Below are 26024 nucleotides of genomic sequence, written 5' to 3'. Positions count from 1 at the left end.
CGCGCGAAGTTCTGTTATGTTCGGCGGCATGGCTGCTGCGAATCCCTATGCATCGTTTCTTTCCCTCACCCAGACCTTTCCCGGCGGCGCGCCGGGCCTCGCCGCTATCGGCATCGTCGTCGTCTTCATCTTGATTGCCGCCCTACGCAGCCGTGCACTTCAACGCCGGGCGTTGGCCGAAGCAGCGCTGCAGACCATGGAGACGGAAAAGCGCATGGCAGAGCTCCTGCGCCTCCAGGCGGAAATGCAGGGGAGACTCGCGACAATCGCCGAGGTTTTCGGATCGAGGCAGGCCGAATTCAACCATGCCGTCAACCAGCGGCTGGACGGAATGTCGCAGCGCGTCGCCAGCACGATCAACGACCAGACGAAGTCGACACACGAGAACCTGCGAAAGCTGCAGGAAAGGCTGGCGGTGATCGACGCCGCGCAAAACAACATCCAGTCACTGGCAAAAGATGTCGTCGGCCTGCAGGCCATCCTTTCCAACAAGCAGACGCGCGGCGCTTTCGGCCAGGCACGCATGGAGACGATCGTTGCCGACGGCCTGCCGCACGGAGCCTACGCGTTTCAGCCGGTCCTTTCGAACGGGATGCGGCCCGATTGCACGATCCGGATGCCGAACGGCGCACCTCCCCTCGTGATCGATGCGAAATTTCCGCTCGAGGCGTGGAATGCGATCCGCGCCGCGCCGAGCCCGGAGGCGGCAAAAGCCGCGCAGCAGCAGTTCCGGCGGGACATGGACGTGCATATACGCGACATCGCCGAGAAATACCTTCTCCAGGGAGAGACGCAGGATACGGCCTTTCTCTTCGTTCCCTCCGAGTCGGTCTTTGCAGAAATCCATGAGAATTTCGAAGCAGTCGTCCAGAGGGGCCATCGCTCGCGGGTCGTCATCGTTTCGCCTTCGCTGCTGATGCTCTCCATCCAGGTCATGCAGGCCGTGCTGAAGGACCAGCGGATGCGCGAGCAGGCGCACCTCATCCAGGGAGAGGTCGCACATCTGATGGATGACCTCGCGAGGCTCGACGAGCGGGTGCGCAAGCTGCAGGGCCACTTCGCCATGGCGCAGAAGGATGTCGACATGATCGTCACGTCGGCAGATAAGCTGACGCGGCGCGGCGCGCGGATAGAGGCGCTTGAGTTCGATGGCAAGGGCGAGAGCGCGGCTGCCGCGGAAAGCGAGGCACCGGCCACAAAGTCGGTTGAAAGCCGCACGGGCATGCTCAAGCTGAGAGTGGTTGACGAGGACTGAGCGCTTCGGGCAGTGTCCGTCAAAACGAAGCAAAAAGGGACGGGACCGCCAGATGATTACAGTTTTCGGCTCCATCAACATGGATCTCATCGCGACGGCCGAGCGGCTGCCGGAACCGGGGGAAACGATCGCCGGAAACAATTTTTCGACCGCGGCTGGTGGCAAGGGCGCAAACCAGGCGCTTGCGGCACGTCGAGCCGGCTCGAAAGTGGCCATGACCGGCGCATTCGGCAATGATGGCTTTGCCGAGCCGGCGGTCGCGCTTCTCGGCGAGGCCGGCACCGATCTTTCCGGCGTCAAGCGCGTCGAGGCAGCGACCGGGACCGCCCTTATTCTTGTCGGTGGCGACGGCGAGAACATGATCGTCGTCGTTCCGGGCGCCAATGGCGAGGTGACGGCCGAAGATGCCGAAGACGCCGTGCGGACGATGCGCGCCGGCGACATCATGATGCTGCAGCTGGAAATCCCTGCCGTCGCCGTCGAGGCAGCGCTGTCTGCCGCCCGCGCCAAGGGGGTCACGACCATCCTCAACCTCGCGCCGCTCATCCCCGATGCTCCGCGACTTGGCCGGCTCGCCGACATCGTCATCGCGAACGAAACGGAATTCGAGCGGCTTGCCGGGCGCAACAGCATGAACGCGAAGGAGCGGGAAAATTCACTGCTGCGCCTCCATTCGGAAACCGGCCAGATACTGATCGTCACCCTCGGCGCCGACGGCGTGATCGCGATCCGCGACGGCGAGCTTTTTCGCGCCAAGGGCCTGGTCATCGAGCCGGTCGACACGGTGGGTGCGGGCGACACTTTCTGCGGCTATTTCGCTGCGAGCCTGGACCAGGGCCTGGACTTCGAGGAGGCTCTGCGCAGGGCGGCCGTCGCAGGCTCCCTCGCCTGCCTCACCCCGGGCGCCCAGCCCGCGATTCCGTGGGGCAACGACGTCGCAAAATCGTTATAATTTGTCGTGACTTAGCGCCTTCGGCAAAGCTGGCGACCGATGCTGCGGGCGGCGGCGATTTTGACTGTTTTCGCACATGCGCCTTTAGTCAAATTTAAAAGATTTGTCGCCATTCTGCGGCCGTCCATCGGGCCGCTTTCCTTGCGCCCCATGCAACGCCCCGGCGGCTCCATGAGGGGGTGCCCGTCCATTGCCCTGCGGTCGGATAATGTCCATCCGATGCATTCCTTTTCCGAGGAATTCATGTCCATTTTTCGAATGAAGTCGTTGGCGGCCAAGCTGATCGTCGTGACGGGGCTTGCCATTGCGCTCGTCCTGCTCGTGTCGAACGCGCTTCTGATCTCCGAAACAAGAAATCGCGTGCAGACCCTGACCATGGATCAGGCGGACATAGAAGCCAAGGCGATCGCAAACGAGATCGCTGCCAACATCGGCGAGCTCGCGAGCGCGGCCCGCTCCATGTCAGGCATCCTTGGGCGCGGCCACGAAGGCGCTACCTTCGACCGCAAGGGCATGATCAATATCCTCAAGGCGAACGTCGAGAAGAACGCTTTCGCGTTCGGCAGCTGGTTCTGCGAGCAACTCGGCGCACTTGATGGCAAGACCACCGAGCTTGCCGGCAACAAGGACGAGGGCGTCAACGACAAGGGCGCCTTCACGCCTTACTGGTCCAAGACCAAGGATGGCGGCATTCAGTTCTCGACCTTCGACAACGACTATGCGGCCGAGTGGTGGAAGCTTGCCGCAGATAGCCGCAAGGGTGCGATCACGGCCCCCTACATGGCGGAAGGCACCGACATTCCGACAACGATGAGCTCGATTGCCTATCCGGTAATGTCGGGCGACAAGTTCATCGGCGTGACGGGCGTCGACATCTCCCTCGCCTCGCTCTCCGATCGCCTGCAGAAGCTTCGCCCCTTCGGGACAGGACGCGTCATGCTGCTGTCCCAGGGCGGCAAATGGCTGGTTGCGCCGACCCCCGACATGCTGATGAAGGACTATGAAGGAGCAGGCCTCGACACGGTGAAGGCAGGTCTTTCTTCGGCAACGCCGGGCATCATCCAGGACCTGGGTGCGGACACCGACGAACCCTTCGACCGGGTCGTCTATCCTTTCGCCGTGCCGGACCTGAACGCCACCTGGGTCGTGCTCGTCGACGTGCCGCACAGCGCGATCAGTGCACCCGTCCGCGAACAGACCTTCATGATGATCATCGACGGCTTGATCGTTCTCGGCGCCGTCATGCTGGCGCTCTATTTCGCAGTGCGCTACTTCGTCCAAAAGCCGCTCGGCGGGCTCATCGCCAGCGTGAATACTTTGAGTGCCGGCAACTATTCCGAACCGGTCGACGGCCAGAGCCGCGCCGACGAGATCGGTTCGGTCGCCAAGGCCCTGGAAGGGTTCCGCTTCGGACTTGCCGATGCACGTCGCCTCGAAACGGAGGCCACCGAGCAGCGTCATGCCGCCGAATCCGAGCGAAGCCGCTCCGAGGTGGAGCGCCAGGAATCGGTCAGCCTGCAGCGCCACATCGTCTCGATCGTAGGAAACGGGCTCTCCGCGCTTTCGCAGGGCAATCTCAGCCACCGCATCGTCGAGGAATTCCCCGGCGAATACGCCAAGCTGAAGCAGGACTTCAACGCGGCGCTTTCGAGCCTCGAGGAAACGATCAGCACGATCAACATGAACATCACCAACATCGGCAACGGCACCGGTGAGATCAGCAACGGCGCCTCGGATCTCGCGCGTCGTACCGAGCAGCAGGCTGCGAGCCTCGAAGAAACCGCCGCGGCGCTGAACGAACTCACGGCCCAGGTGAATTCCAGTGCCGACAATGCCCGCACAGCCGCCGACAGCGTCAACCTCGCCTGCGAGGATGCCGAACGATCCGGCGAGGTCGTGCAGAAGGCTATCACCTCCATGCACGGCATCGAGCAGTCTTCGCGCGAGATCTCCCGCATCATCGGCGTCATCGATGAGATCGCCTTCCAGACGAACCTTCTGGCGCTCAATGCCGGCGTCGAAGCCGCCCGTGCCGGCGAGGCCGGCAAGGGGTTCGCCGTGGTCGCCCAGGAAGTCCGCGAGCTGGCGCAGCGTTCGGCCAATGCCGCAAAGGAGATCAAGACGCTGATCAACACGTCGGCCGGACAGGTGAAGGAAGGTGTCGATCTCGTTGGTCGTGCCGGCGGCACGCTGCACAAGATCGCCGAACAGGTGATGGGCATCAACGGCCTGATCCGCCAGATCTCCGCATCTGCCAGCGAGCAGGCCATCGGGCTCAAGGAGATCAACTCCGCCATGAACCAGATGGACCAGGTGACGCAGCAGAACGCCGCCATGGTTGAGGAAACGACGGCGGCGAGCGTGGCGTTGAACGACGAAGCGCTGGCGCTGAAGGCTCTCGTCGCAAGGTTCCGTGTCTCCGGCCAGGACAATGCCGCGGCGCTAAGAGCAACCGCGCAGCAGATGCGCGCGCCGCAAAAGGCACCGGCAACAGCCCGCCCGGCGGTACGTCGTCCGCAGACGCACGGTGCCGCCGCGATCGCCCAGGAAAACTGGGAGGAGTTCTAAGCCTCCGGAAGCCGCAGACAGACGAACAGAAAGAGCCGCCGGCGATCACACCGGCGGCTCTTTTCATTTTCGTGCCAGCTTCAGATTCGCGCGAAGCGCTCAATCAGCAGATCGAAGAAGCCATCGGCATCGACGAAGCGCATGACGGTCGCATTGCGCTTGCGGCTCGTCACATGCCACCAGTCGACGACTGTCATACCAACTGTAAGTTCCGATTTCGTCTCGATCTCGACGTTGCAATGGCGGCCCTGAAAGAGCTCCGGCTTCAGCAGGTAGGCAACAACCGTGGGATCGTGCAGCGGGCCGCCATCGGACCCATATTTTTCCACGTCGAAACGCTCGAAGAACTCCAACATCTCGACCATCGCCTTTGCGGGCGCCGTTCCGATCGCGGCCATGCGCCGGAGACGATCCTTGCTCGCAAGCAATCGATGGGTCACGTCGAGCGGCATCATGACGATCGGAACGCCGGAACCGAAGATCACCTCGGCCGCTTCCGGATCCACATAGATGTTGAACTCCGCAGCCGGCGTGATGTTGCCGCCCTCGAAGAAACCACCACCCATCATGACGAGTTCGGCAACGCGCGGAATGATGTCGGGAGCCTTCTGGAAGGCCAGGGCGACGTTTGTCAGCGGTCCGAGCGTGCAGAGAGTGACGGTGCCCGCTGCCTCGGAGCGCAGGGTATCTATGATGAAATCCACGGCGTGCTGAGTTTGCAGCGGCATCACCGGCTCGTCCAGCGTCGGGCCGTCGAGCCCGGTCTTGCCGTGCACGTGCTCGGCGGTCACGAGCTTGCGGGCGACCGGCTTGTCGGCGCCCGCGAACACCCTTACGTCCCGTCGGTCGCACAGCTCGCAGATGATGCGCGCATTGCGGCTGGTCAGGGTCAGCGGCACGTTGCCTGCAACGGTCGTGATGCCGAGAAGCTCGAGCTCGGCAGGGCTGCCGAAGGCGAGCATGATCGCGGCCGCATCATCCTGTCCGGGGTCGGTGTCGATTATTATCTTTCTAGGCGCGGTCATCTCGGTTCGTCTCATGCTCCCACTGGTTCGCGACGAACTGATAAGGGCGGGGCGGTCTTTGTCAAGCAATCGCTGGGTGCTTGCCGGGCGGCAGCGTACCCCTTCTCCGAGCCTGGGCCGAAGCGCCGGCGTCCCCGTCCTTGCACTGGATGGCAGCACATCCCATATTACGCATATCCGGATGCTGAACGTCAGGTCCGGGAGGGTCGCTTGGATCAAGGACTTGATGACATGAGCCGGATTACGCCTTTCGCCAGCCCACTACTTCTGGGCTTCGACGCAATGGAAAAGACGCTTGAGCGCATTTCCAAGGCGAGCGACGGATATCCCCCCTACAATATCGAACGCATTGCCGCCGACCGCACCTCGAATGCCCCGGAGCGTCTACGCATCACGTTGGCCGTGGCGGGCTTTTCCGAGGACGAGCTTGATGTCTCGACCGAGGAGAACCAACTCGTTATCCGGGGCCGGCAGGTGGACCAGGGCCAGCGCGACTACCTCTATCGCGGCATCGCCGCGCGCCAATTCCAACGAATGTTCGTCCTTGCCGAGGGAATCCAGGTTCTCGGCGCGAGTCTCAAGAATGGGCTTCTTTCCGTGGATCTTGTCAGGCCCGAACCTGACCGCATGGTGAAGAAAATTAACATTTCGGTCTCACAGTAGGACAGCGGCGCATGCGTCGTTGGTCCCCCATGCTGGAGGAACGGGAATGCTAATGAAAGAAGCCACTGCGCGCCTCAGCGAATCCGAGCTTGCTCATCTCGGCAATGGTGAGGTCGCCTATATCCGTAAAATTAGGTCGGACGAGGTCTCCAGGTGTTTTCCGGAGGCACCGGACATCGATCCCAATGTCGACCTCTGGGCACTCTTCGGCGCCGATGGCACGCCGATCCTGTTGACGGACAATCGCTCGAGCACCTTCTACAAGGCTGCCGAAGACGAGCTGAAGACCGTCAGCCTGCACTGACCCGTGGAAGATGTACCGGCGGCTAGACCCGCCGGAAGGTGAGATAGGCGGAGGACCGGCCCTCCCGCTTCGCCTTGGCCTCGTAGCGCGTGCTCGGCCAACCTGCGAAGGGCTGGATCCAGTCAGCCGCATTCTCTGCCGTCCATTCGAAGCCACCGTGGTCGCGGCAGGCGATCAGCGTCCAATCCACGTAGGTATCGATGTCGGAGGCGAAGCAGAAAAGGCCCTCCGGCTTCAACACCCTGTGGAACCGGTCAAGATTGACCTTCGACACGAAGCGGCGCTTCCAGTGCTTCCGCTTCGGCCAGGGATCGGGATAGAGCAGGTCGATCTGGTCGAGACAGCTATTCGGCAACCAGTCAAGCAATTGCGTCGCATCGTCGTTATAGACGCGCACATTATGGGCGCCCGTCTCGTCGACGCGCGCCAGAAGCTTCTGCATGGAATTGATGAAGGGCTCGACGCCGATGAAGCCGGTCGTCGGATCTTCCAGAGCTCGACTGATCAGATGCTCACCGCCCCCGAAACCGATTTCCAGGCGCAAACGCCTAACCGGAACCGGAAAGAGAACATCCAGAGGCTGCGGTGACGGCGTCGTCAGATCGATCAGAAACGCCGGCAGAAGCGTCTTCAGCTTTTCCGCTTGCTGGGTCCGCAAGGCTTTTCCCTTGCGGCGACCGAAGAATGCCTCGGTCGCCCGGCTGCGGCGTTCCGCCTCGATCATGCGGCTTCCCGGGTCTTCACTGCTTCCCTGAGGGCCTTCACGAGGTCCGTCCGCTCCCAGGAGAACGACCCGTCACGGCCGGCCTTGCGGCCGAAGTGGCCATAGGCGGAGGTCTTGGCGTAGATCGGCTTGTTCAGGTCGAGGTGGCGGCGAATGCCGGTCGGCGAAAGATCCATGTTCTTACGGATCGCCGCTTCGACTTCGTCCTCGCTCACGCCCTTGCCGGTGCCATGCAGGTCGACATAGATCGAAAGCGGCTGTGCGACGCCGATGGCGTAGGAGAGCTGGATCGTGCAACGGTCGGCAAGGCTGGCGGCAACAACGTTCTTTGCAAGGTAACGCGCGGCGTAGGCAGCCGAACGGTCGACCTTGGTCGTGTCCTTGCCGGAGAATGCACCGCCGCCGTGCGGAGCCGCACCACCGTAGGTGTCGACGATGATCTTGCGGCCGGTCAGGCCCGCATCACCATCCGGACCGCCGATGACGAACTTGCCGGTGGGGTTGATGTACCACTTGCAATCGCTGGCGACCTTGAGATCGCCCAGCGCTTCGAGGATATAGGGTTCTACGACGGCGCGAACCTTCGCAGAGTCCCAGCTGTCGTCGAGGTGCTGAGTGGAAAGAACGATCGAGGTGACTTCCGACGGCTTGCCGTCGACATAGCGTACCGTCACCTGGCTCTTGGCATCGGGGCCGAGCTTTGCGACATCGCCATCGCCCTTCTTACGGGCAGCAGCCAGAAGCTGCAGGATCTTGTGGGAGTAGTAGATCGGTGCCGGCATGAGATCCGGCGTCTCGCGGCAAGCATAGCCGAACATGATGCCCTGGTCGCCCGCACCCTCGTCACCCTGCTGGTCGGCGGCGCTGTCGACGCCCTGCGCGATATCGGCCGACTGCGAATGCAGGAGAACGTCGATCTTCGCCTTCTTCCAGTGGAAGCCGTCCTGCTCGTAGCCGATGTCCTTGATGGCGCGGCGGGCCGCAGCCTTGAACTTCGACGGGTTGATGACGTCGTTTCCGTCCTTGTCCTTCTTCATGAGGCTCGGCGGCAGGCGAACCTCACCCGCGATGACGACGCGGTTCGTGGTCGCCAGCGTTTCGCAGGCGATGCGTACACCCCAGGGATTGATGCCGTTCTTGGCGGCTTCCCGGTAGACCAGATCAACGATTTCATCGGAAATTCGGTCACAGACTTTATCCGGGTGACCTTCGGCAACGGACTCACTGGTGAAGAGATAATTGGCACGCATCGGGATTCCCCTCAAAGAATGACTGCTCTTAAGTTGGTACTCAGTTCCCGGCAAAAAAACAAGCCGCAGAAGGATATAAATATATCTTTATATCTTGCGGTTCAAAGTATTTTTTTGCGCTAGACACAAAAAAGCGGCCATTTTGGCCGCTTTTTGGCAAGATGCGTTCAAAAGGCTTAGTCTGCGTCTGCCTCTGCTGCGAGAGCCTTCACGAGCTCAACAACTTTACGACGCACCTTCGCGTCGGCAATCTTGACGAAGGCACGGTTCAGCTGAAGCCCTTCGGAGGACGACAGGAAGTCGACCACGTAGTTGGAACTTGAAGCTTCGGCCATGCCCGTCATACCAGCGGAATGATCGCCGGGGGCATCCTCGAAGAAAAACGATACGGGCACATTGAGAATGCTCGATATGTTCTGGAGGCGGCTTGCGCCGACGCGGTTGGTCCCCTTTTCGTACTTCTGAATCTGCTGGAAGGTGATGCCGAGGCTCTCACCCAGCTTTTCCTGGCTCATGCCTAACATTGTCCGGCGAAGGCGGATGCGGCTGCCGACGTGGATGTCGATGGGGTTCGGCTTCTTTTTGTTTTCAATCATGGTCGTGCCCTAGTTAATTTTCGGTCCTTGTGCAGCCGGCATGCCCGTGATCCGTCCGTAACGCCACGTTGTAGGTGGCGTTTACCCAAGTACAGCATACGTGAAGAACTGCGAACAGGACCACTATGCATTTTTAGGGGTTTTTGGTCAATTCGCCCGTCAAATAAAACCCATGCGTGAAAACAATGCAACGAATGCCAGCAGACCCAGCAACAATCCAGAGTACATCTGCCGCATCCAGCTGCCTGCTGGCCGTGCAGAGACACCCCCGAAAGGTGCATCGATGAAGCCCTGATCGTTGAGACCAAGGCCCGTGACAACGCGTCCGTGCGAATCAACCACGGCCGAAATTCCGCTGTTGGCACTCCTGATCAGGGGCAGCCCGGTCTCGACCGCCCTCACCCGCGCCTGCTGAAAATGCTGGAACGGGCCGGGAGTGGAGCCGAACCAGGCATCGTTTGTAAGGTTGAGTATGGCATTGGCGTTGCCGATGTCCCCAGTCATCTCATCGGGGAATATGATCTCATAACAGATGAGCGGGTAGAGCTTCAGCCCATCCGGAAGGTTGAGGAGAGACCGGCTTGCCGCCGCCGAAAAACCGCCCGGCATCTCCACGACGTTCTGGACGCCGAATTGCATGAGGAGGTCCTCGAAGGGCACATATTCGCCGAAGGGCACGAGGTGCACCTTGTCGGAGGCTGCGACAATCTGTCCTCGCCCGTCGATGACATAAACGGAGTTGTAGTAGCGCGGCGGGTTGCCCGGACCCATGTCCTCGGCGCGCACCGCGCCAGTAATCAGGATCTGGTCGTCATCCAGCGTCTCAGCGATTCGCGCGAGCGCATCGCGATTTTCGGTGAGGATGAAAGGCAGGGAGGTTTCCGGCCAGACAATGATGTCCGGTCTCTTGGCTCCGTTCGCGGGCGGCTCCTTGCTGAGCTGAAGATGCCGCTCGAAGATCGCCGCGCGATCTGCATCGCTGTCCATCTTCTCCATCTGGTCGATCGACGGCTGCACAAGCCTCACGACCGGCGCTTTGGCCGATGCAGGTTGTGGTGCGGGTGTCAGATAGAGGGCGTAGGCGCCATAGCCGAGATGCGCCAGAAAGAGCAGCGCAGCCACGCTCACGCCAAGCTTCGCCCCCTGTTTCGTTCCGAGGAGCGCCGGAGCGGCGAAGACAAAGACCGCTAGTGTCGTCACCCCCGCCAGGCCGATCACATGGGCCGACTGCATCATGAGCGGCACCGGCATGGCGCCGTAGCCCACCGCATTCCATGGAAAGCCGGTCAGCACGACGCTGCGCAACCACTCCAGCGCGCCAAAGCCGACCGCGAGCGCGGCAATGCGGCCAAGGCCGTCCGACCACAGCAGCCGCGCGACGACGCATGCAAGGCCGTAGAATATGGCGAGGAATGCGGGAAGGCCGAAGATCGCGAAAGGTAGCGCCCAGGCGAACTCCTCCGCGTCGATCATGAGAGCATGGCCGAGCCACCAGAGCCCCGCGACGAAATAGCCGAAGCCGAACAACCAGCCCGTCAGGAAGGCGGGCCACAGGCGTCTAAAGAGGCCGCTTCCCGGCGAGGCCGCAGCACCGTCCAGCAGCCACACGAGCAGCGTGAAGGAAACGAACATCGCGGCAAAGAAGCCGAACGGCGGCAGGGCCAGAACCCCAATGGCCCCAGCCAGTATTGCCAACGCGACGCGCCTCAAACCCCAGACGAGGATGACCCTGTCCGCAAGCCATTCCATGCGCGCGCTCCCTTCCGCTGAACCGCTTCGGTTGCAGCGCCCCTGCCGCGCCGCGAATCAACCATATGCAGTCTTTCAAAAAAGGCGCACTTTGTCCTGCGCCTCCAGCCGTTGGGGAAGCATCGAAAGATGATCAGTTGGCCGCCGGGCGACCTGCCCCGCCATCGTCGGCGGGAATGTCCTGCAGCGACACCTCGCGATCGGGGAGCAGGCCCTCGCCATCGCTTCGCGTCGGCCTGCGGCGGAGGGGGTGACGTTTGCGGGTGATGCGCACCCGCTTGATGCGGCGGGGATCGGCATCCAGAATCTGGAACTCGAAGCCGGGCAATGCCTGCACGAGCTCGCCGCGCACCGGTATGCGTCCAAGCGCCGAGAAGATCAGGCCGCCGAGCGTATCGACATCGTCAATCTGCTCGCTGACGTCGAAGTCCGGCCCGATGGCCTCGGCAATTTCTTCGAGTTCAACGCGAGCATCGGCGACGAAGACGTCCTCGGACACCTGCTTGAACATGGCCTCTTCGTCGTCGTGTTCGTCATCGATTTCACCGACAACCATTTCGACGATATCCTCATGCGAGGCCAGGCCGTCGGTTCCACCGTATTCGTCGATGACAAGAGCCATCTGGGTGCGGTTCACCTGCATGCGACGCAGGAGATCCGAAGCGAGCATGGAAGGCGGCACGAACAGGATCTTGCGGATGATGCCGGCCTCCACGACGGTCTTCTGCAGGTCGACGCGCGAGAGATCGAAATTCGATTTCAGCACGCGCGGAGCCTTCTCGGGCCTCTCCCCCGACGCCTGCTCGGCCGGCGGCGGCGCGGCCTTGACGCTGCTGCGTCGCTTGTTGCGGGCCTGCTTGGCAATATAGGAAAGCAGGTCGCGGATATGGACCATCCCTCGCGGGTCGTCGAGCGTGTCGCAATAGACAGGCATGCGCGAGCGGCCGGATTCCTCGAAGAGGATCATCAGTTCGCCTATCGTCAGGTTCTGGTCGATCGCCTCTATGTCTGCGCGGGGCACCATCACGTCCTCGACGCGCACCTCGCGGAAGCGGAGGATATTATTGAGCATCGCCCTCTCATCCGGCGAAAACGCATCGTCCTCGGCCGAATTGGTCATCAGCGCGTCGGCGAGATCCTCTCTCAGCCGCGCACCCTGAGAGGGTCGCAGAATCCGGGCGGCACGCGCCCAGAAGGATGTAAGGGATTTGCCAGAACTTCTGGTGCTACTACTGCCACCCTCGTCGGACGAAGCCGATTCAGTGGCATCCTTGGCCTCAGCGGCCGGTCGTGATGAAAAGTCGTTCATGGTTCCAGTCTGGTTATACCGGGTCTTGACCCGCATAGGGGTCAGATAGGCCGAGAACCGCCAAAATGCGAGTCTCCAACCCCTCCATAATTTCGGCTTCCGATATATTCATATGGTCATAGCCAAAAAGATGCAAGAAACCGTGGACCATGAGATGGGTAAGATGGGCCTCGAAAGGCTTCTCCAGTTCTACGGCCTCTCGTTCGACGGTCTCCTTGGCGATCACGATATCGCCGAGCATCGGACCAGGCATCTTTCCCGGCTGCAGCGGGAATGCGGGAAAGGAAAGCACGTTGGTCGGTTTGTCGAGATTGCGCCATTCGGCGTTGATCTCGCGGATCGAGGCGTCGTCCGTGAACACCAAGGACAATTCCGACGGCGTCTTCTGGAAAGGCTGGCCCTGTTTGTCGTGCAGGTAACGCGCCGCCGCGCCGAGCACACGCTCGGCCAGAGGCTGCAACGTCTCCTCGGAGGGCCAGTCGCCCTCCTCCACGGCGATCTGAATATCGATCTCGGGCATTTCGTGCTGCGCCGGCATCAGTCTTGCCGGCCATCCTCTGAGGCGCCGTCGCCGGACGATGTGTAAGTTGCGTCATAGGCCCGGACGATACGCGCGACGAGCGGATGGCGAACGACGTCCGTATCCTTGAAACGCACGATCGAGATACCTTCGACACTGTTCAGCAGCTGCAGGGCCTCCACGAGGCCCGACTTGACGCCGCGCGGCAGGTCGATCTGGCTCGGGTCGCCGGTGACGATCATCCGCGAATTCTCGCCGAGACGTGTCAGGAACATCTTCATCTGCATCGAAGTGGTGTTCTGGGCCTCGTCAAGGATGACCGCCGCATTGGCCAGCGTTCGGCCGCGCATGAAGGCGAGCGGCGCGATTTCGATGACGCCCGCGGTGATTGCGCGCTCCACCTTGTCGCCCGGCATCATGTCATAGAGAGCGTCGTAGAGCGGGCGCAGATAGGGATCGACCTTCTCCTTCATGTCGCCGGGCAGGAAGCCCAGGCGCTCGCCCGCTTCGACCGCCGGACGAGAGAGGATGATCTTGTCCACGGCCCCGCGTTCCAGAAGCTGGGCGGCATGGGCAACCGCGAGATAGGTCTTGCCGGTGCCGGCGGGACCCACGCCCAGAACGAGCTCGGAACGCTCCAGCGCGCGCATATAGGCGTCCTGGGTCGGCGTGCGGGCAATGATCGTCTTCTTGCGGGTCGAAATCTGCGCCATCGTCAGCTTAGCCTTCCTTTCCATGGTCGGCAGGGTCAGCTGGTCATCAGCGGCTACCGCCATCCGGATCGCGCCTTCTACGTCGGAACGCTCTACCGTTCCGCCTTTCTGGAGCTTGTCATAGAGGTAGTCCAGCGTACGCCGCGCCTGATTGGTTGCGAGAACGTCGCCGCTGATCACCACGGAATTGCCCCTGGCGCGCGCGTCGATACCGAGCCGCTCTTCCAGAAGCTTCAGATTCTGATCGAATTGTCCGAAGAGTTCGCTGGCGAACCTGTTGTTCTCGAAGGTCAAGACGAAGTGATTGGCGTCGCTCGCGGTGCGTGGCTGGCGCGATGATGAAGAAACCAATTCTTGTCCGTTCAAGCGGTCAGGCTCCCTGTTTTCCAATCAGTTGCTCACCACCTCGGCGAACAGACTGTTGGTGCTTATTCCCGTGATTCGCACACGAATAATGTCACCGATTTGCGATGCTTTTGCATCAACATTCACCGACTGAAGCCAAGGAGAACGACCTATCAACTGGCCGGGCATCCGACCCGGCTTTTCAAGCAGAAGATCTATGACCTTGCCGACGCAGGATTCCGCGAATTCCTGCTGCTGCTTCAAGAGAAGCGCCTGCAGTTTCTCCAGCCGTCTGGCCTTGACCTCTTCCGGCACCTGATCCTTCAGTTCAGCACCGGGCGTTCCCGGGCGCGTCGAGTATTTGAACGAGAAGGCCTGCGCATAGCGCACCTCCTCAACCAGCCTAAGTGTATCCTCAAAATCCGCGTCTGTCTCGCCCGGAAAACCGACGATGAAATCGCCGGATATCGCGATATCCGGCCGCGCTGCGCGGATGCGCTCTATCAGGGCGACATATTCCGATGCGGTATGACGCCGGTTCATGGCCTTCAGAATCCGATTCGAGCCAGCCTGGACCGGCAGATGCAGGTAAGGCATCAGCATGCGCAGGTTGCGGTGGGCATCGATCAGCCGATCGTCCATGTCGCGCGGATGGCTGGTGGTGTAGCGCAGGCGCGCCAGGCCGGGGATTTCCGCGAGCCTGTAGAGCAGGTCGCCGAGGCTCCACTCTTCGCCACGCGGGCCTTCGCCGTGCCAGGCGTTGACATTCTGGCCGAGGAGGGTGATCTCGCGAACCCCGCCGTCGACCAGTTTCTCGGCCTCTTCGACGATCTGATGCACCGGCCGCGAGACCTCGGATCCGCGGGTATAGGGAACGACGCAGAAGGTGCAGAACTTGTCGCAGCCCTCCTGCACGGTCAGGAAAGCCGTAACCCCGCGTTTGCGGATCTTCGCCTTCTCGGCAAGCGGCAAGTGCTCGAACTTGTCCTCGATTGCGTATTCCGTATCGACGACCCGCTCACCACCCTTGGCGCGGCGCAGCGCCTCCGGCAGGCGATGGTAGGTCTGGGGACCGATCACGACATCGACGGCCGGCGCACGGCGAAGAATCTCCTCGCCCTCGGCCTGAGCGACGCAGCCCGTGACCCCGATCATCATGTCGCGGCCCTCGCCGGCACGCTGCTTCTTCATGTCCCTGAGGCGGCCAAGAGCGGAATATACCTTCTCTGCGGCCTTCTCGCGGATATGACAGGTATTGAGGAGCACGAGATCGGCCTCCTCCATATCCTCGGTCGGCTCATACCCATCCTTCGCCAGCGCATCGGACATGCGGACGGAATCGTAGACGTTCATCTGGCAGCCATAGGTCTTGATGAAGACCTTGCGGCTGTTGGAGCCCTTGCGGATATTTGTATCCTGGGCCTGAAGGAGTGCGGTATCCTGGGTCATGGCCGCTATTTAGTGGTTTTTGGTCCTGGAGAAAATCAAAAAAGTAAATGCCGGACGCTCATGCGATCTCACGGCCGCGCAGCTTGCTTGCCAGCAGGTTGCGGATGCGCCTGGCGATGGCCGCACTCGCCTCCTTGCGGTTGGTCTCCGCATCGTATTCGACGGCCTCGCCGAAGCAGACATCCACATCGATGGCGCCGCATTGGAGGATGCCCTTCAGGTGTGGCAGGAGTTCGATGTCGCCCGGCCAGGCGGCAATCGGGCGATGGTAGCGACCCATCGCGATGCCGTGGATGCCGGAGTAGGCGATCGCAACCGGCTGGACATAGACAGTGCCAGTCGGCGAATGGGGCACCGCAGCAGTCGCGGCCCCGAAGAGCGAAGACTTCACTTCGAGCAGCCTGTTTCCGTCGGAGGTCGTGCCTTCGGGAAACAGCACCATGATCTCGCCGCCAGCGAGGCGCTCGGCGATCTCGTTCACCTGGCTGCCAGTCTTGCGCTTCTGCTCCCGGGCGATGAAAACGCTCTTCTGAAGGCGCGCCAGCGTGCCGAATATCGGCCAAGTCCGAACTTCCGACTTGGCGATGAAAGCCACGTCGGCAACCGCGGACAGCACCATGATGTCCAGCCATGAGGCGTGATTGGAAGCAAGCATCAACGGGCGGCGTGACTCGAGGCGCCCGGCGATGCGAATGCGGATGCCGAACAGGAAGCAGATGGTGCGATGCCACAGCCGCGGAAGGTAGCGACGCGGTTTCCAGTCGAAATAGAGGCAGATGCACTGCAACGGCAGGAGGACGATACTGACGGCGACAATGGCAACGGCAATGAAGCCGATGCGCAGCCAGACGATCAAATCACGCTCTCCCAGGCCCTGGCCATCGCCTCACCGCTCGTCCTTCTTCAGCGGGACGCCGTAAAGTTCGAGCCGGTGGTCGACCAGCTTAAAGCCGTGTTCGCGCGCAATGCGCTCCTGCAGGGCCTCAATTTCCGACGAATGGAACTCGATGACCGAACCCGTCTTGAGGTCGATCAGATGGTCGTGGTGCTCCTCGGGCACGGTCTCATAGCGCGAGCGACCGTCGCGGAAATCATGGCGTTCGATAATGCCCGCATCCTCGAAGAGCTTGACCGTGCGATAGACCGTGGAGATGGAGATCTTGGCGTCAACCTTGACCGAGCGGCGATAAAGCTCCTCGACATCCGGATGGTCTTCCGAATCCTCGAGGATGCGCGCGATGACGCGGCGCTGCTCGGTCATACGCATGCCGCGCTCGACGCAAAGCTCCTCCAAAGATTTGGCGACTTCTGTCATCCGATCTGGCCTTCAAAAAGATTTCACGTTCGAAACTAGGCAACTAGCGAAGAACGCGCTTCATGACAAGCGCCGTCGACTTTGCCCCGCTTTCGTCCACGTAGTAGGCGCGGCGTTCACCGACCTTCTCGAACCCGAGCTTCCGGTAGAGCCCGATTGCGGGGACATTGGCGCCGTCCACCTCGAGGAACATGCTCTCGCCGCCCCGATTGCGAACCTCGCGCATCGCAGCCTGCATCAGCCGCCAGCCGAGACCGCTGCGGGCGAGCTTTGGCTGGACCGCGATCGTCAGGATTTCGCCTTCGCCGGCGGCTTCCCTTGCGAGGACGAAGCCGGCGAGCGGCTTCTTCAGGATCGCATTCGTCTGCCTGGCGACAAATCCGAAGACCGTGTCCTGGCTGAGGAGGCTATGAAATTCGCCATCGCCCCACGGCCGCGGAAAGCGCTCGCCATGAAGGATGGAAACGGCAACGCAATCGTCAGACCCCATGGCGACGATCTCGAATTCCCGTTTCAGTGTAAGGTAGGATTCCAGCATCGTTTTCACACCCGGGCCACCGCAAATCCCGACTGCGGCTTCGCATCCGGTCCACGCAGGTAAATCGGCTTCGGCCTGCCCTGATCCGCGCGCGCCATCGCGCCGAGCCTCGCCACGATCGAGATTGGAAAATGGTCTGGCTCACCGTTGCCAGCAGCCTCTCCACGCATCAAAGGTACCGCGGATCCGGCGAGCTCGCCGTCGAAGACAGCGGCTGCGGCACGGGCGTCTTCGATGGTGACGGCCTGCGGCTCGGCAAGTGCCGCACCAGTGGCATCGAACGGCTGCAGGTAGACTTCGCCGCGCTTGGCGTCCATGCCGGCGAGCACCGGGCGACCCGGCATGCGTTCAAGCTCGGCTGCGGCTAGGACCTCCAGGGTGGAAACGCCGACGGCAGGCACGGCGAGCGAGAGCGCAAAACCGCGGGCAGCGGCGACACCGACGCGAATGCCGGTGAATGAGCCCGGACCAACCGTCACGGCAACACGCTCCACCGCCTTCAGGGTAATCCCCGCCTGCGCCAGAGCCTTGTCGATGATGCCCATGAGATGTTCGGCGTGACCGCGACCTATCGGGTCCGTCACTTCGGCCAATACAGTACCGCTGCCGCTGTCATAGATCGCGGCAGCGCAATCCGTACCGGCCGTATCCAGCGCCATCACGATCATGCGCCAACCTCCCCGATGGCGACTTCAGATCAGACGGCTTCGACTTCCTGCACTTCCGGAACGAAATGGCGAAGCAGGTTCTGCACGCCATGCTTCAGGGTAGCTGTCGATGACGGGCAACCCGAGCAGGAGCCCTTCATGTTGAGGTAGACCTTGCCGTCTCGGAAGCCGCGGAAGGTTATGTCGCCGCCATCCTGCGCCACTGCAGGGCGCACACGGGTTTCCAGCAATTCCTTGATCGTCAGGACGATCGACTCGTCGCCCGCATCGAAGAATTCGACGTCAGAATCGAGCTCGTCGGTCATCGAGGGTCCACTCATGACCGGCTTGCCGGACATGAAGTGTTCCATGATCGAACCGAGAATGGCGGGCTTCAGATGCTGCCACTCCTGGTTTTCCTTGGAAACCGTGATGAAATCATATCCGAAATAGACACCCGTCACGCCGGAGATCTCGAAAAGGCGAGCGGCGAGCGGAGAAATGGTCTCGGCATCGGCGGCATCGCGGAAATCCGCAGTTCCGCTTTCCATGACCACGCGGCCGGGCAGGAACTTCAGCGTCGCCGGGTTCGGCGTGGCTTCGGTCTGTATGAACATCTCGTTCTCCATGCGACGCGTGGTCTCGCCACCGTCTTTAGAATGCTTCAAAAGAAAATAAGCGCTTTGCGCAGGCCAATCAAGAGCCCGCCACTCAAGAATCGCCTGCGCTAGATCAGCACAGCGCGTCGATTTCCTCGTTTGTCAGCGTATCCGGCAGGATGGTGACAGGAATTGGGAAGGCAGCACCGCGACCAGCGACAGAGGAAACCAGCGGGCCTGGCCCTTCCTTGGCCGAGCCTGCGGCGAGGACGAGGATCGCCACATCCCTGTCTTCTTCGATGACAAGGTTGATCTGCTCCGCCGCACCACCCTCACGGATGACGACCTCGGGTTCGATGCCGATCGTCTCGCGGACGACCTGCGCCGCCTTGGCGACAACGGCCTCAGCCTCCTCACGCGCTTCAGCGCGCATGATCTCCTCGACCCCCAGCCATTGCTGAAAGTCGCCTTCCGGAATGACATAGAGAAGGACAAGGCCGCCATTGGAGTTCTTGGCGCGCCGCCCTGCATAGTGGACGGCACGCTGGCATTCTGGTGTACCGTCGATCACCGCCATGAATTTGCGGCGATGACCTTCGAGCCGGGATAGACGCTTCGATACCATAACGCTGAGTCTGCCACCGGAATCATCGGCATTGCAAGCCCCGTTTTTAGCCGGGGCGCTGGCCTCAATGGAGGAAGCCGACGATGTCGCGAACTTCCTTCATGACGACTTCGGCGCGCGCCCTCGCCCGTTCGCCGCCCTTGCGCAGGATCGCGTCGATATGGCTCGTGTCGTCCATGAGGCGGCGCATTTCGCCTGTGATCGGAGCCATGACATGGATCGCAAGATCCACAAGCGCCGGCTTGAAGACGGAGAATTGCCGGCCGCCGAATTCGCTCAGCACCTGGTCCTTGGACTTGTCCGCAAGCGCCGCATAGATGCTGACGAGGTTCTCGGCCTCCGGGCGATTGGCGAGACCGGCCGCTTCGCTCGGCAAACCCTCCGGATCGGTCTTCGCCTTGCGGATTTTCTTCGAGATCGCGTCCTCATCATCCATCAGGTTTATGCGCGAAAGGTCGGACGGATCGGATTTCGACATCTTCTTCGTGCCGTCGCGCAAGCTCATGACGCGCGGCGCCGGCCCGCCGATCAGCGGTTCGACCATCGGGAAATAGGCGTGCACCGGCTCGTCGCCGACGGTGATGTCGATGCCGTATCCCGTCTTGCGGATGTGATCCGCAAAATCGAGATTGAACTTCATGGCGATGTCGCGCGTCAGTTCCAGATGCTGCTTCTGGTCCTCACCGACCGGCACGTGCGTGGCGCGATAGACCAGGATGTCCGCAGCCATGAGGCTCGGATAGGCGTAGAGGCCGAGCGAGGCCTGCTCGCGGTCCTTGCCAGCCTTGTCCTTGAACTGCGTCATGCGGTTCATCCAGCCGATGCGAGCGACGCAATTGAAGATCCAGGCGAGTTCCGCATGCTGCGGCACGGCCGACTGGTTGAAGACGATATGCTTCTCCGGATCAATGCCGGCGGCGATGAAGGCGGCCGCGATCGACCGGATCTGGTTCGGCATATCCTCGTGGACGAGCTGAGCAGTGAGCGCGTGCATGTCGACGACGCAATAGATGCAGTCGTTACCTTCCTGCAGCTGAACGAAGCGGCGGATGGCGCCGAGATAATTGCCGAGATGGAGATTTCCGGTCGGCTGAACGCCGGAGAAGATGAGTTTCTTGAATTCGCTCATGTCGTCCTCGATTAGGCTGGTGGAGGGCCTTTACTGCGCCGCGCGTCCCCCGAAGGCGCGCAACGGATGCAGTAACATTCTGGAATTTGCGCACATCGCCTATGTTGCCAGTGCCGCGGCTTATGCACGGCAGGACAGCTGCAATCAAGGGGTTACCGGTGCGGCATGCTGGATCAGGTCCCAGGTGTTGCCGTAAGGATCCGAAAAGACGGCGACAGTCCCATAGACCTCGTGGCGCGGCGCCTCGAGGAAGCGCACGCCCGCGGCGAGCATGGCGGCATGGTCGCGAGCGAAATCGTCGGTCTTGAGGAAAAAGCCCACCCGGCCGCCGGTCTGATGGCCGATCGCTGCGCGCTGCCTCTCGTCGGCGGCTTCCGCCAGCAGGAGCGCCGCGCCATCCGCTCCTTTCGGCCGGACGACGACCCAACGCTTGCCTTCCGGCTGGAGTTCATCCTGCAGGCAGTCGAACCCGAGTGCGTCACAGTAAAAGCCCTTCGCCCTGTCGTAGGAATCGACAACGAGGGTGACGAGAAAGAGGGATTGTTCGATCGAAGCCATGACGTACTTGATTTCTCCTGCAGGAACTACAGCTTACCCGTGAGGGAAGCACTCGCGCAACCATCTGCCATTTCCAAGAAAATCCGGGTATTTCTAATCACGTTGACGTATTTTTTTCCACTAAATAGCTATATTTGAAATTTGAATCTCTCCCCTAAGTAAGCGAGCACCTATGCACAGATTTGTTGCAAGGTTACAAAGGGGGGACGCATGCAAAATGCTTTGTCCATCGCGCTCGCGAGCCTTTTTGCGTTGTCATCATGCACAACCGCTGACGCCCAGACCGACAAGACCACTGTATCGAGCATCGGTAAACAAGAGGCTCCAAGCTTTACACTGCAAACCGTCAGTGTGCGAGCCAGCTGCTTTCCGGAAAAGCTCCGGGCCATCCTCGCGCACATCGCCGCCAAGACCCGGCGGCGTCCGCTTATAACGTCCGGCTACCGGCATGCGCACCGGCGAGGTTCGATGCACAACCGCTGTATGGCCGCTGATTTCCGGATGCCGGGGGTCTCGGAAAGAACGGTCGTCGAGGCGGCGCGCAGCGCGCCTGGTATCGGCGGCATCGGGCGCTACTGCAACGGCATCATTCACGTCGACATCGGCCCGCGAAGAACGTGGGTGGATTGCTGAGGCGGCCGCCGGCGAGCGGCCTCTCACCCTTCGCCGTTCAGCGTCTCCGGAGCTGCGGCAGCAGGCTTGCGGTTGAGGTTGCGGCGTATCATGCCGAGATTGGCACCACCGATGAGAAAGGCGGTGCCAAAATAGACGACCATGGCGATGGCGATCAACAAGCCGAGCGTACCGACCTTGGCAAACAGGTTGGCACTGGAGGCAAGCCAGGGTTCCCAGCGGTGCTGCAGGTAGATGATGACGGCTGCCATGACGCAGGACGACACGATCAGCAACGCCGCACGGCGCGCCAGCGCCCATTCCCAGACAAGATGACCGCGCCGAAGAAGCGTCGTGAAGAGCAAGATCGTGCTCGCCCAGCCGGCTACCGCCTCGGCAACCGCGATGCCGGGAGCGCCCATGTAGGGAAAGAGCGTAAAGGCAAGGGCGCAGTTGGCGGCAACCGAGATCGCCGAATAGCGCATCGGCGTCTTGGTGTCCTCGCGCGCATAAAAGCCGGGTTGAAGCGCCTTGATGAGCACGAATGCCGGAAGACCCAGGCCGTAAATCGCCAGGATCGACGCGACAAGAACAGTGTTTTCCTGGTGGAAGGCCCCGCGCTCGTAGAGCACTCGAATGATTTCGCTCGACAGGATCCACAAGGCAAAGGCGGCCGGGATCGTCAGGAAGAGGACAAATTCGATCGAGCGGTTCTGCAGGTTGGCAGCCTCGCGCAGATGGCCACCCTTCAGCGCGCGGGCGAGCTCCGGCAAAAGGACCACGCCGACAGCGATGCCGACGACGCCGAGCGGCAGCTGGTAAATGCGGTCGGCATACTGAAGTGCTGATATTGCACCATCACGGCTCGAGGCAATGGCCTGACCGACCAGCTGGTTGATCTGGGTGATGCCTCCGGTGACAGCGGCAGGCACGGCAAGGACGAGCAGGCGCTTGACGTTCGGCGTGATGCGCGGGAAGCGAAAGCCGATACTCATGCCTGCATGCAGCACCCCGAAATAGACGACTACGAGCTGCAATATGCCCGCGACGAGCACGCCCCAGGAGAGATACCATCCGGTCGCAAGCGGATCGGCCCCGGTATAGATCGAATAGAACAGCGCGCCGATCATCACCACGTTCAGGAAAATGGGCGCCACGGCAGCGGCAAAGAAATGATGCAGGGAATTCAGCATGCCGCTCATCATCGCGGTCAGCGACATGCACATGAGATAGGGGAACATCACCGCAGCCATGCGGATCGTCAGCGAAAATTTCTCCGGATCATCTGCAAAGCCCGGCGCGATGATGAAGCGCACCAGTAGCGGCATGGAGAGCTCCATCACGATCGTGATGAGGAGCAGCACGGAAAAGAGAACGCCGAAGACCTCTTCCGAGAAGCGCTTGGCGCCAGCGACGCCATGGGCCTCGATCTCCTTGGCAAAGAGCGGCACGAAGGCGGCGTTGAATGCGCCTTCTGCGAAGAGGCGGCGGAACAGATTTGGAAAGCGGAACGCCGCATAGAAGACGTCCGCCATCGGGCCTGTTCCCAGCGCCGCCGCCATCAGCGTTTCGCGAGCGAAACCGAAGATGCGGCTGCCGAGCGTGGCGCCGCCGACGGTGGCGAATTTCCTTACAAGGCTCATGCGGGGGAACCGGCTTTCTTTTCGGCTGCTGCTGCGGGACGCGCGGTAGCGACAGGCTGCGCGGCGGCAGCGGCGCGTTCGCGCGGCTCCTCCTCACCCGCGGTCATCACGGCCTTCAGCCGCGAAGTGACGCTTGCCCGCCTGCTGTCGCTGACGATCTTCTGCCCGACGAGATCGGTGACATAGAAGGTGTCGATTACCTTCTCGCCGAAGGTGGTGATGCGCGCCGAATGGATGTCGAGGGACAGGTCGGAGAGCGCAGCCGTAATCTCCGACAGAAGGCCCGTACGGTCAAGGCATTCGACCTCGATGACCGTGAACTTGTTCGACAGAGTGTTCGAGAGGGTCACCGACGGCGGAATGACGAAGGCCTTGTTTTTCCGGCGGCTCTTCGAGCGGGTCGCGATAACCTCGGGCAAGCGCTTGCGGCCTGAAAGTACGTCCTCGATCATCTTGCCGATCGTGGCGGCCCTGCGCATCTCGTCCTCATCGGCCGTGAACTCGCGGTTGACGTGGATCGTGTCGAGCGCGCGACCGTCGGAGGTCGTGAAAATCTGGGCGTTCGCGATGTTCGCGCCCGCCGCAGCACATGCCCCCGCGATAACCGCCAGCAGGCGCGGATGGTCGGGCGCGAGAACAGTGATCTCCGTGATCGCATGGAAGGAATCGGTCCGCACCATCGTGGCGAGAGCGCGGCGGTTCTTGTCGGCCTGGCGGATGAAATGCGCATGCCGCACCTGGTCTTCGAGCGGAACCGACAGCAGATAGGGCTGGTAGTGCAGCCCCGCATAAGTGCGGCGATCCTTCTCGCTCCAGTCCGACAGCGCGGCGAAGAGCGCCTCGGATGCATACTTGGCGCGCTCGTTACGCGAGACCTCGGAAAAACCACCGGCGAGCAGAAGCTCGGTTTCATAATAGAGAGTGCGCAGGAGCTGGCCCTTCCAGCCGTTCCAGACGCCGGGGCCGACCGCGCGTATGTCGCAGACGGTCAGGATCAGCAGCATCTTCAAGCGCTCCAGCGACTGCACGCGATCGGCGAAGTCGGTGATCGTCTTGCGGTCGTTGAGGTCGCGCGTCTGGGCGACCATGGACATGATCAGGTGTTCCTCGATCAGCCAGACGACGAGTTCCGTCTGCTTCGGGGAAAGGCCGAAACGCGGGCAAAGCTTGCGTGCCACCTTGGCGCCGGCGACGGAGTGATCTTCCTGGCGACCCTTGGCGATATCGTGCAGCAGCACGGCGACATAGAGCGCATCACGATCCTCCACGCCCGGCATCAGCTTGACGGTGAGCGGATGGATATCGGTCGCCTTGCCCTTGTCGATCTCGGACAGGACTTCGATGGCGCGCAGGAGGTGTTCGTCGACAGTATAGTGATGATACATGTTGAACTGCATCATCGAGACGATCTTGCCGAACTCGGGAATGAAGCGGCCGAGAACGCCCGCCTCGTTCATGCGTCGCAGGATGAGCGCCGGATCGCGCTTGGACGTCAGGATCGAGAGGAAAAGCCGGTTGGCCTCCTCGTTTTCCCTTAGATCGTTGTCGATCAGCGAAAGCGAGCGTGTAACCCGCTTCAGCGCATCAGGATGGAACTCGAGCCCGGTGATATCGGCCACATGGAAGAGGCGGATGATGCTGATGGGATCGCGCTTCAGGACATCCGGGTTCGCAAATGTGATGCGCCCCCTGTCCTCGACGAACTCGATCGTACCCGGGATCTTGCGCACGCGATGGGTGAAGCGGCTGATGACGCCGCTGAGGCCGGGCGTATCCTTGGCCTGCTGGTCCTCGAGCGCGGCGCAGAGAATGCGCGTCAGGTCACCGACATCCTTGGCGACCAGGAAATAGTGCTTCATGAAGCGCTCGACGGCCGAAAGGCCGGGACGAGCGTGGTAGCCGAGCGCCTGCGCGATGTCGGGCTGGATGTCGAAGGACAGGCGTTCTTCCGCCTTCCCCGTCAGGAAGTGCATGTGACAGCGGACCGCCCAGAGGAAGTCCTCCGCCTTCTGGAAGAGCCGATACTCCTGCTTCGACAGGACGCCGAGCTTGACGAGTTCGGCCGGATCGCGGACGTGATAATAATATTTGGAAATCCAGAACAGCGTGTGCAGGTCGCGCAGGCCGCCCTTGCCTTCCTTGACGTTCGGCTCGACGAGGTAGCGCGTGTCGCCCGCCTTGCGATGACGGTCGTCGCGCTCGGCGAGCTTGGCGGCGATGAATTCCGGTCCCGTGCCGAGGATGATTTCCTTCTCGAAACGGTCTTCGAGTTCATGCTCGAGGGCCTGCTTCCCGCAAATGTAGCGCGCCTCGAGGATGGCCGTGCGGATCGTCATGTCGGACCTGGAGAGCGCGATGCATTCCTCGACGGTGCGCGTCGCATGCCCGACCTTGAAGCCCATGTCCCAGAGCACGTAGAGAATGTACTCCACGGCCTTGTGCACTTCCTCCGGGCTCCTTGCCGGAAGCAGGAAGAGCAGGTCGATGTCGGAACCGGGTGCCAGCGTGCTGCGGCCATAGCCGCCGACGGCAGAGATCGCGAACCTGTCCTTCTGGCGCGGATAGACGTGCGTGACGGCGACGTCATAGAGAACGGTGATGATCTGGTCCTGAAGCCAGGAGATGCGATAGGCGCAGTTCAGGCCACCGCCATCCATGGAGAGCAGATCCCTCGCCCGCTGGCGCCCCTCCAGGCTTGCCTTCTTCAGGATTGCGAGGAGTGTCGACTTCAGTCGGTCGGGATTGCCGGAGCATTCACGTGCAAGCGCCTCGCATTCGGCGCGCAGTGCAGCCACGTCGAGAATTTCAGAAAAGTCGATCTCTGTCGTCGCCATGCGCCGGCGGGATTCCTGTTCATTGCCCGCGGCCGATTGCTGGCGCGCGTGTCGATCCATCTGCATGCGCTATAGCCTTTTTGCCTGGTGATTGACACCAGC

Annotated in this window: 25 protein-coding genes; 6 read left to right on the top strand and 19 right to left on the bottom strand. The window is 61.5% G+C overall.

Going from position 1 to position 26024, the window contains the following annotated elements:
• The first annotated feature begins 28 nt into the window (after nt 1-28).
• The 3 genes from EV286_RS15255 (at nt 29) to EV286_RS15245 (ending at nt 4775) form a co-directional block, all read left to right on the top strand.
• Nucleotides 29-1255 (top strand): DNA recombination protein RmuC, encoded by a 1227-nt coding sequence (locus EV286_RS15255; protein ID WP_132957981.1) that lies wholly within the window; start codon nt 29-31, stop codon nt 1253-1255.
• Between the two features lie 52 nt (nt 1256-1307).
• Nucleotides 1308-2207: a ribokinase gene (locus tag EV286_RS15250; RefSeq protein WP_132957980.1), complete on the top strand. Its 900-nt coding sequence runs from the start codon at nt 1308-1310 to the stop codon at nt 2205-2207.
• Between the two features lie 243 nt (nt 2208-2450).
• Nucleotides 2451-4775, top strand: a complete 2325-nt coding sequence (locus tag EV286_RS15245) for a methyl-accepting chemotaxis protein (RefSeq protein WP_132957979.1) — start codon at nt 2451-2453, stop codon at nt 4773-4775.
• Nucleotides 4776-4855: 80 nt separating this feature from the next.
• Here EV286_RS15245 and EV286_RS15240 read toward each other — a convergent pair whose 3' ends face one another.
• Nucleotides 4856-5800 (bottom strand): nucleoside hydrolase, encoded by a 945-nt coding sequence (locus EV286_RS15240; RefSeq protein WP_132957978.1) that lies wholly within the window; start codon nt 5798-5800, stop codon nt 4856-4858.
• A 231-nt stretch (nt 5801-6031) separates the two neighbouring features.
• On the opposite strand from EV286_RS15240, the gene EV286_RS15235 reads away from it, so the two are divergent.
• Nucleotides 6032-6463 (top strand): Hsp20 family protein, encoded by a 432-nt coding sequence (locus tag EV286_RS15235; protein ID WP_132958074.1) that lies wholly within the window; start codon nt 6032-6034, stop codon nt 6461-6463.
• Nucleotides 6464-6509: 46 nt separating this feature from the next.
• Entirely contained in the window at nt 6510-6767 is a 258-nt protein-coding gene (locus tag EV286_RS15230; RefSeq protein ID WP_132957977.1) for a DUF1150 family protein, read from the top strand.
• A 22-nt stretch (nt 6768-6789) separates the two neighbouring features.
• Here EV286_RS15230 and EV286_RS15225 read toward each other — a convergent pair whose 3' ends face one another.
• The 16 genes from EV286_RS15225 to EV286_RS15150 form a co-directional block, all read right to left on the bottom strand.
• Entirely contained in the window at nt 6790-7491 is a 702-nt protein-coding gene (locus EV286_RS15225) for a tRNA (guanosine(46)-N(7))-methyltransferase TrmB (protein ID WP_132957976.1), read from the bottom strand.
• Nucleotides 7488-8741 (bottom strand): methionine adenosyltransferase, encoded by a 1254-nt coding sequence (gene metK, locus EV286_RS15220; RefSeq protein ID WP_132957975.1) that lies wholly within the window; start codon nt 8739-8741, stop codon nt 7488-7490. Before metK ends, EV286_RS15225 begins: the two co-directional genes overlap by 4 nt.
• Before the next feature lie 176 nt (nt 8742-8917).
• Entirely contained in the window at nt 8918-9337 is a 420-nt protein-coding gene (locus EV286_RS15215) for a helix-turn-helix domain-containing protein (RefSeq protein ID WP_132957974.1), read from the bottom strand.
• Nucleotides 9338-9496: 159 nt separating this feature from the next.
• Nucleotides 9497-11086, bottom strand: coding sequence for an apolipoprotein N-acyltransferase (gene lnt / locus EV286_RS15210; RefSeq protein WP_132957973.1), 1590 nt, complete (start codon nt 11084-11086; stop codon nt 9497-9499).
• 133 nt (nt 11087-11219) lie between these two features.
• Nucleotides 11220-12395 (bottom strand): hemolysin family protein, encoded by a 1176-nt coding sequence (locus EV286_RS15205; RefSeq protein WP_132957972.1) that lies wholly within the window; start codon nt 12393-12395, stop codon nt 11220-11222.
• A gap of 13 nt (nt 12396-12408) precedes the next feature.
• Nucleotides 12409-12915, bottom strand: a complete 507-nt coding sequence (gene ybeY, locus EV286_RS15200; RefSeq protein WP_132958073.1) for an rRNA maturation RNase YbeY — start codon at nt 12913-12915, stop codon at nt 12409-12411.
• A gap of 17 nt (nt 12916-12932) precedes the next feature.
• Nucleotides 12933-13994, bottom strand: a complete 1062-nt coding sequence (locus EV286_RS15195; RefSeq protein ID WP_132957971.1) for a PhoH family protein — start codon at nt 13992-13994, stop codon at nt 12933-12935.
• A gap of 24 nt (nt 13995-14018) precedes the next feature.
• A complete protein-coding gene (gene miaB, locus EV286_RS15190) occupies nt 14019-15422 on the bottom strand; it encodes a tRNA (N6-isopentenyl adenosine(37)-C2)-methylthiotransferase MiaB (RefSeq protein ID WP_132957970.1) in 1404 nt (467 codons plus the stop codon).
• Between the two features lie 58 nt (nt 15423-15480).
• Complete coding sequence (locus EV286_RS15185; protein ID WP_132957969.1) at nt 15481-16278, bottom strand: lysophospholipid acyltransferase family protein; 798 nt, start codon at nt 16276-16278, stop codon at nt 15481-15483.
• Nucleotides 16279-16308: 30 nt separating this feature from the next.
• Entirely contained in the window at nt 16309-16737 is a 429-nt protein-coding gene (locus tag EV286_RS15180) for a Fur family transcriptional regulator (RefSeq protein ID WP_132957968.1), read from the bottom strand.
• Between the two features lie 43 nt (nt 16738-16780).
• A complete protein-coding gene (locus EV286_RS15175; RefSeq protein ID WP_132957967.1) occupies nt 16781-17275 on the bottom strand; it encodes an N-acetyltransferase in 495 nt (164 codons plus the stop codon).
• Between the two features lie 5 nt (nt 17276-17280).
• Nucleotides 17281-17943: a tRNA (adenosine(37)-N6)-threonylcarbamoyltransferase complex dimerization subunit type 1 TsaB gene (tsaB, locus tag EV286_RS15170; RefSeq protein WP_132957966.1), complete on the bottom strand. Its 663-nt coding sequence runs from the start codon at nt 17941-17943 to the stop codon at nt 17281-17283.
• Nucleotides 17944-17972: 29 nt separating this feature from the next.
• A complete protein-coding gene (locus EV286_RS15165) occupies nt 17973-18539 on the bottom strand; it encodes a NifU family protein (RefSeq protein WP_132957965.1) in 567 nt (188 codons plus the stop codon).
• Between the two features lie 115 nt (nt 18540-18654).
• Nucleotides 18655-19146, bottom strand: coding sequence for a universal stress protein (locus EV286_RS15160; RefSeq protein ID WP_132957964.1), 492 nt, complete (start codon nt 19144-19146; stop codon nt 18655-18657).
• 64 nt (nt 19147-19210) lie between these two features.
• Nucleotides 19211-20275, bottom strand: coding sequence for a tryptophan--tRNA ligase (gene trpS, locus EV286_RS15155; protein ID WP_132957963.1), 1065 nt, complete (start codon nt 20273-20275; stop codon nt 19211-19213).
• 144 nt (nt 20276-20419) lie between these two features.
• Nucleotides 20420-20833 (bottom strand): VOC family protein, encoded by a 414-nt coding sequence (locus EV286_RS15150; protein ID WP_132957962.1) that lies wholly within the window; start codon nt 20831-20833, stop codon nt 20420-20422.
• 210 nt (nt 20834-21043) lie between these two features.
• Between EV286_RS15150 and EV286_RS15145 the strand changes: the two genes are divergently transcribed.
• Complete coding sequence (locus EV286_RS15145; protein ID WP_132957961.1) at nt 21044-21466, top strand: DUF882 domain-containing protein; 423 nt, start codon at nt 21044-21046, stop codon at nt 21464-21466.
• A 23-nt stretch (nt 21467-21489) separates the two neighbouring features.
• Here the strand turns inward: EV286_RS15145 and murJ are convergent, their stop codons facing one another.
• Together murJ and EV286_RS15135 are read right to left on the bottom strand one after the other, a co-directional pair.
• Nucleotides 21490-23088 carry a murein biosynthesis integral membrane protein MurJ gene (murJ, locus tag EV286_RS15140; RefSeq protein ID WP_132957960.1) on the bottom strand — a complete coding sequence of 533 codons (1599 nt, stop codon included), beginning with the start codon at nt 23086-23088 and terminating at the stop codon, nt 21490-21492.
• Nucleotides 23085-25988, bottom strand: a complete 2904-nt coding sequence (locus EV286_RS15135) for a [protein-PII] uridylyltransferase (RefSeq protein WP_132957959.1) — start codon at nt 25986-25988, stop codon at nt 23085-23087. The genes murJ and EV286_RS15135 overlap by 4 nt, the downstream gene beginning before the upstream one ends.
• Between the last annotated feature and the right edge of the window lie 36 nt (nt 25989-26024).

This window comes from Rhizobium sp. BK251, from assembly GCF_004345245.1.
Lineage (GTDB): Bacteria > Pseudomonadota > Alphaproteobacteria > Rhizobiales > Rhizobiaceae > Rhizobium.
Note: the sequence above shows the minus strand (reverse complement) of the source record. Positions and strands in the feature narration are given on the sequence as shown.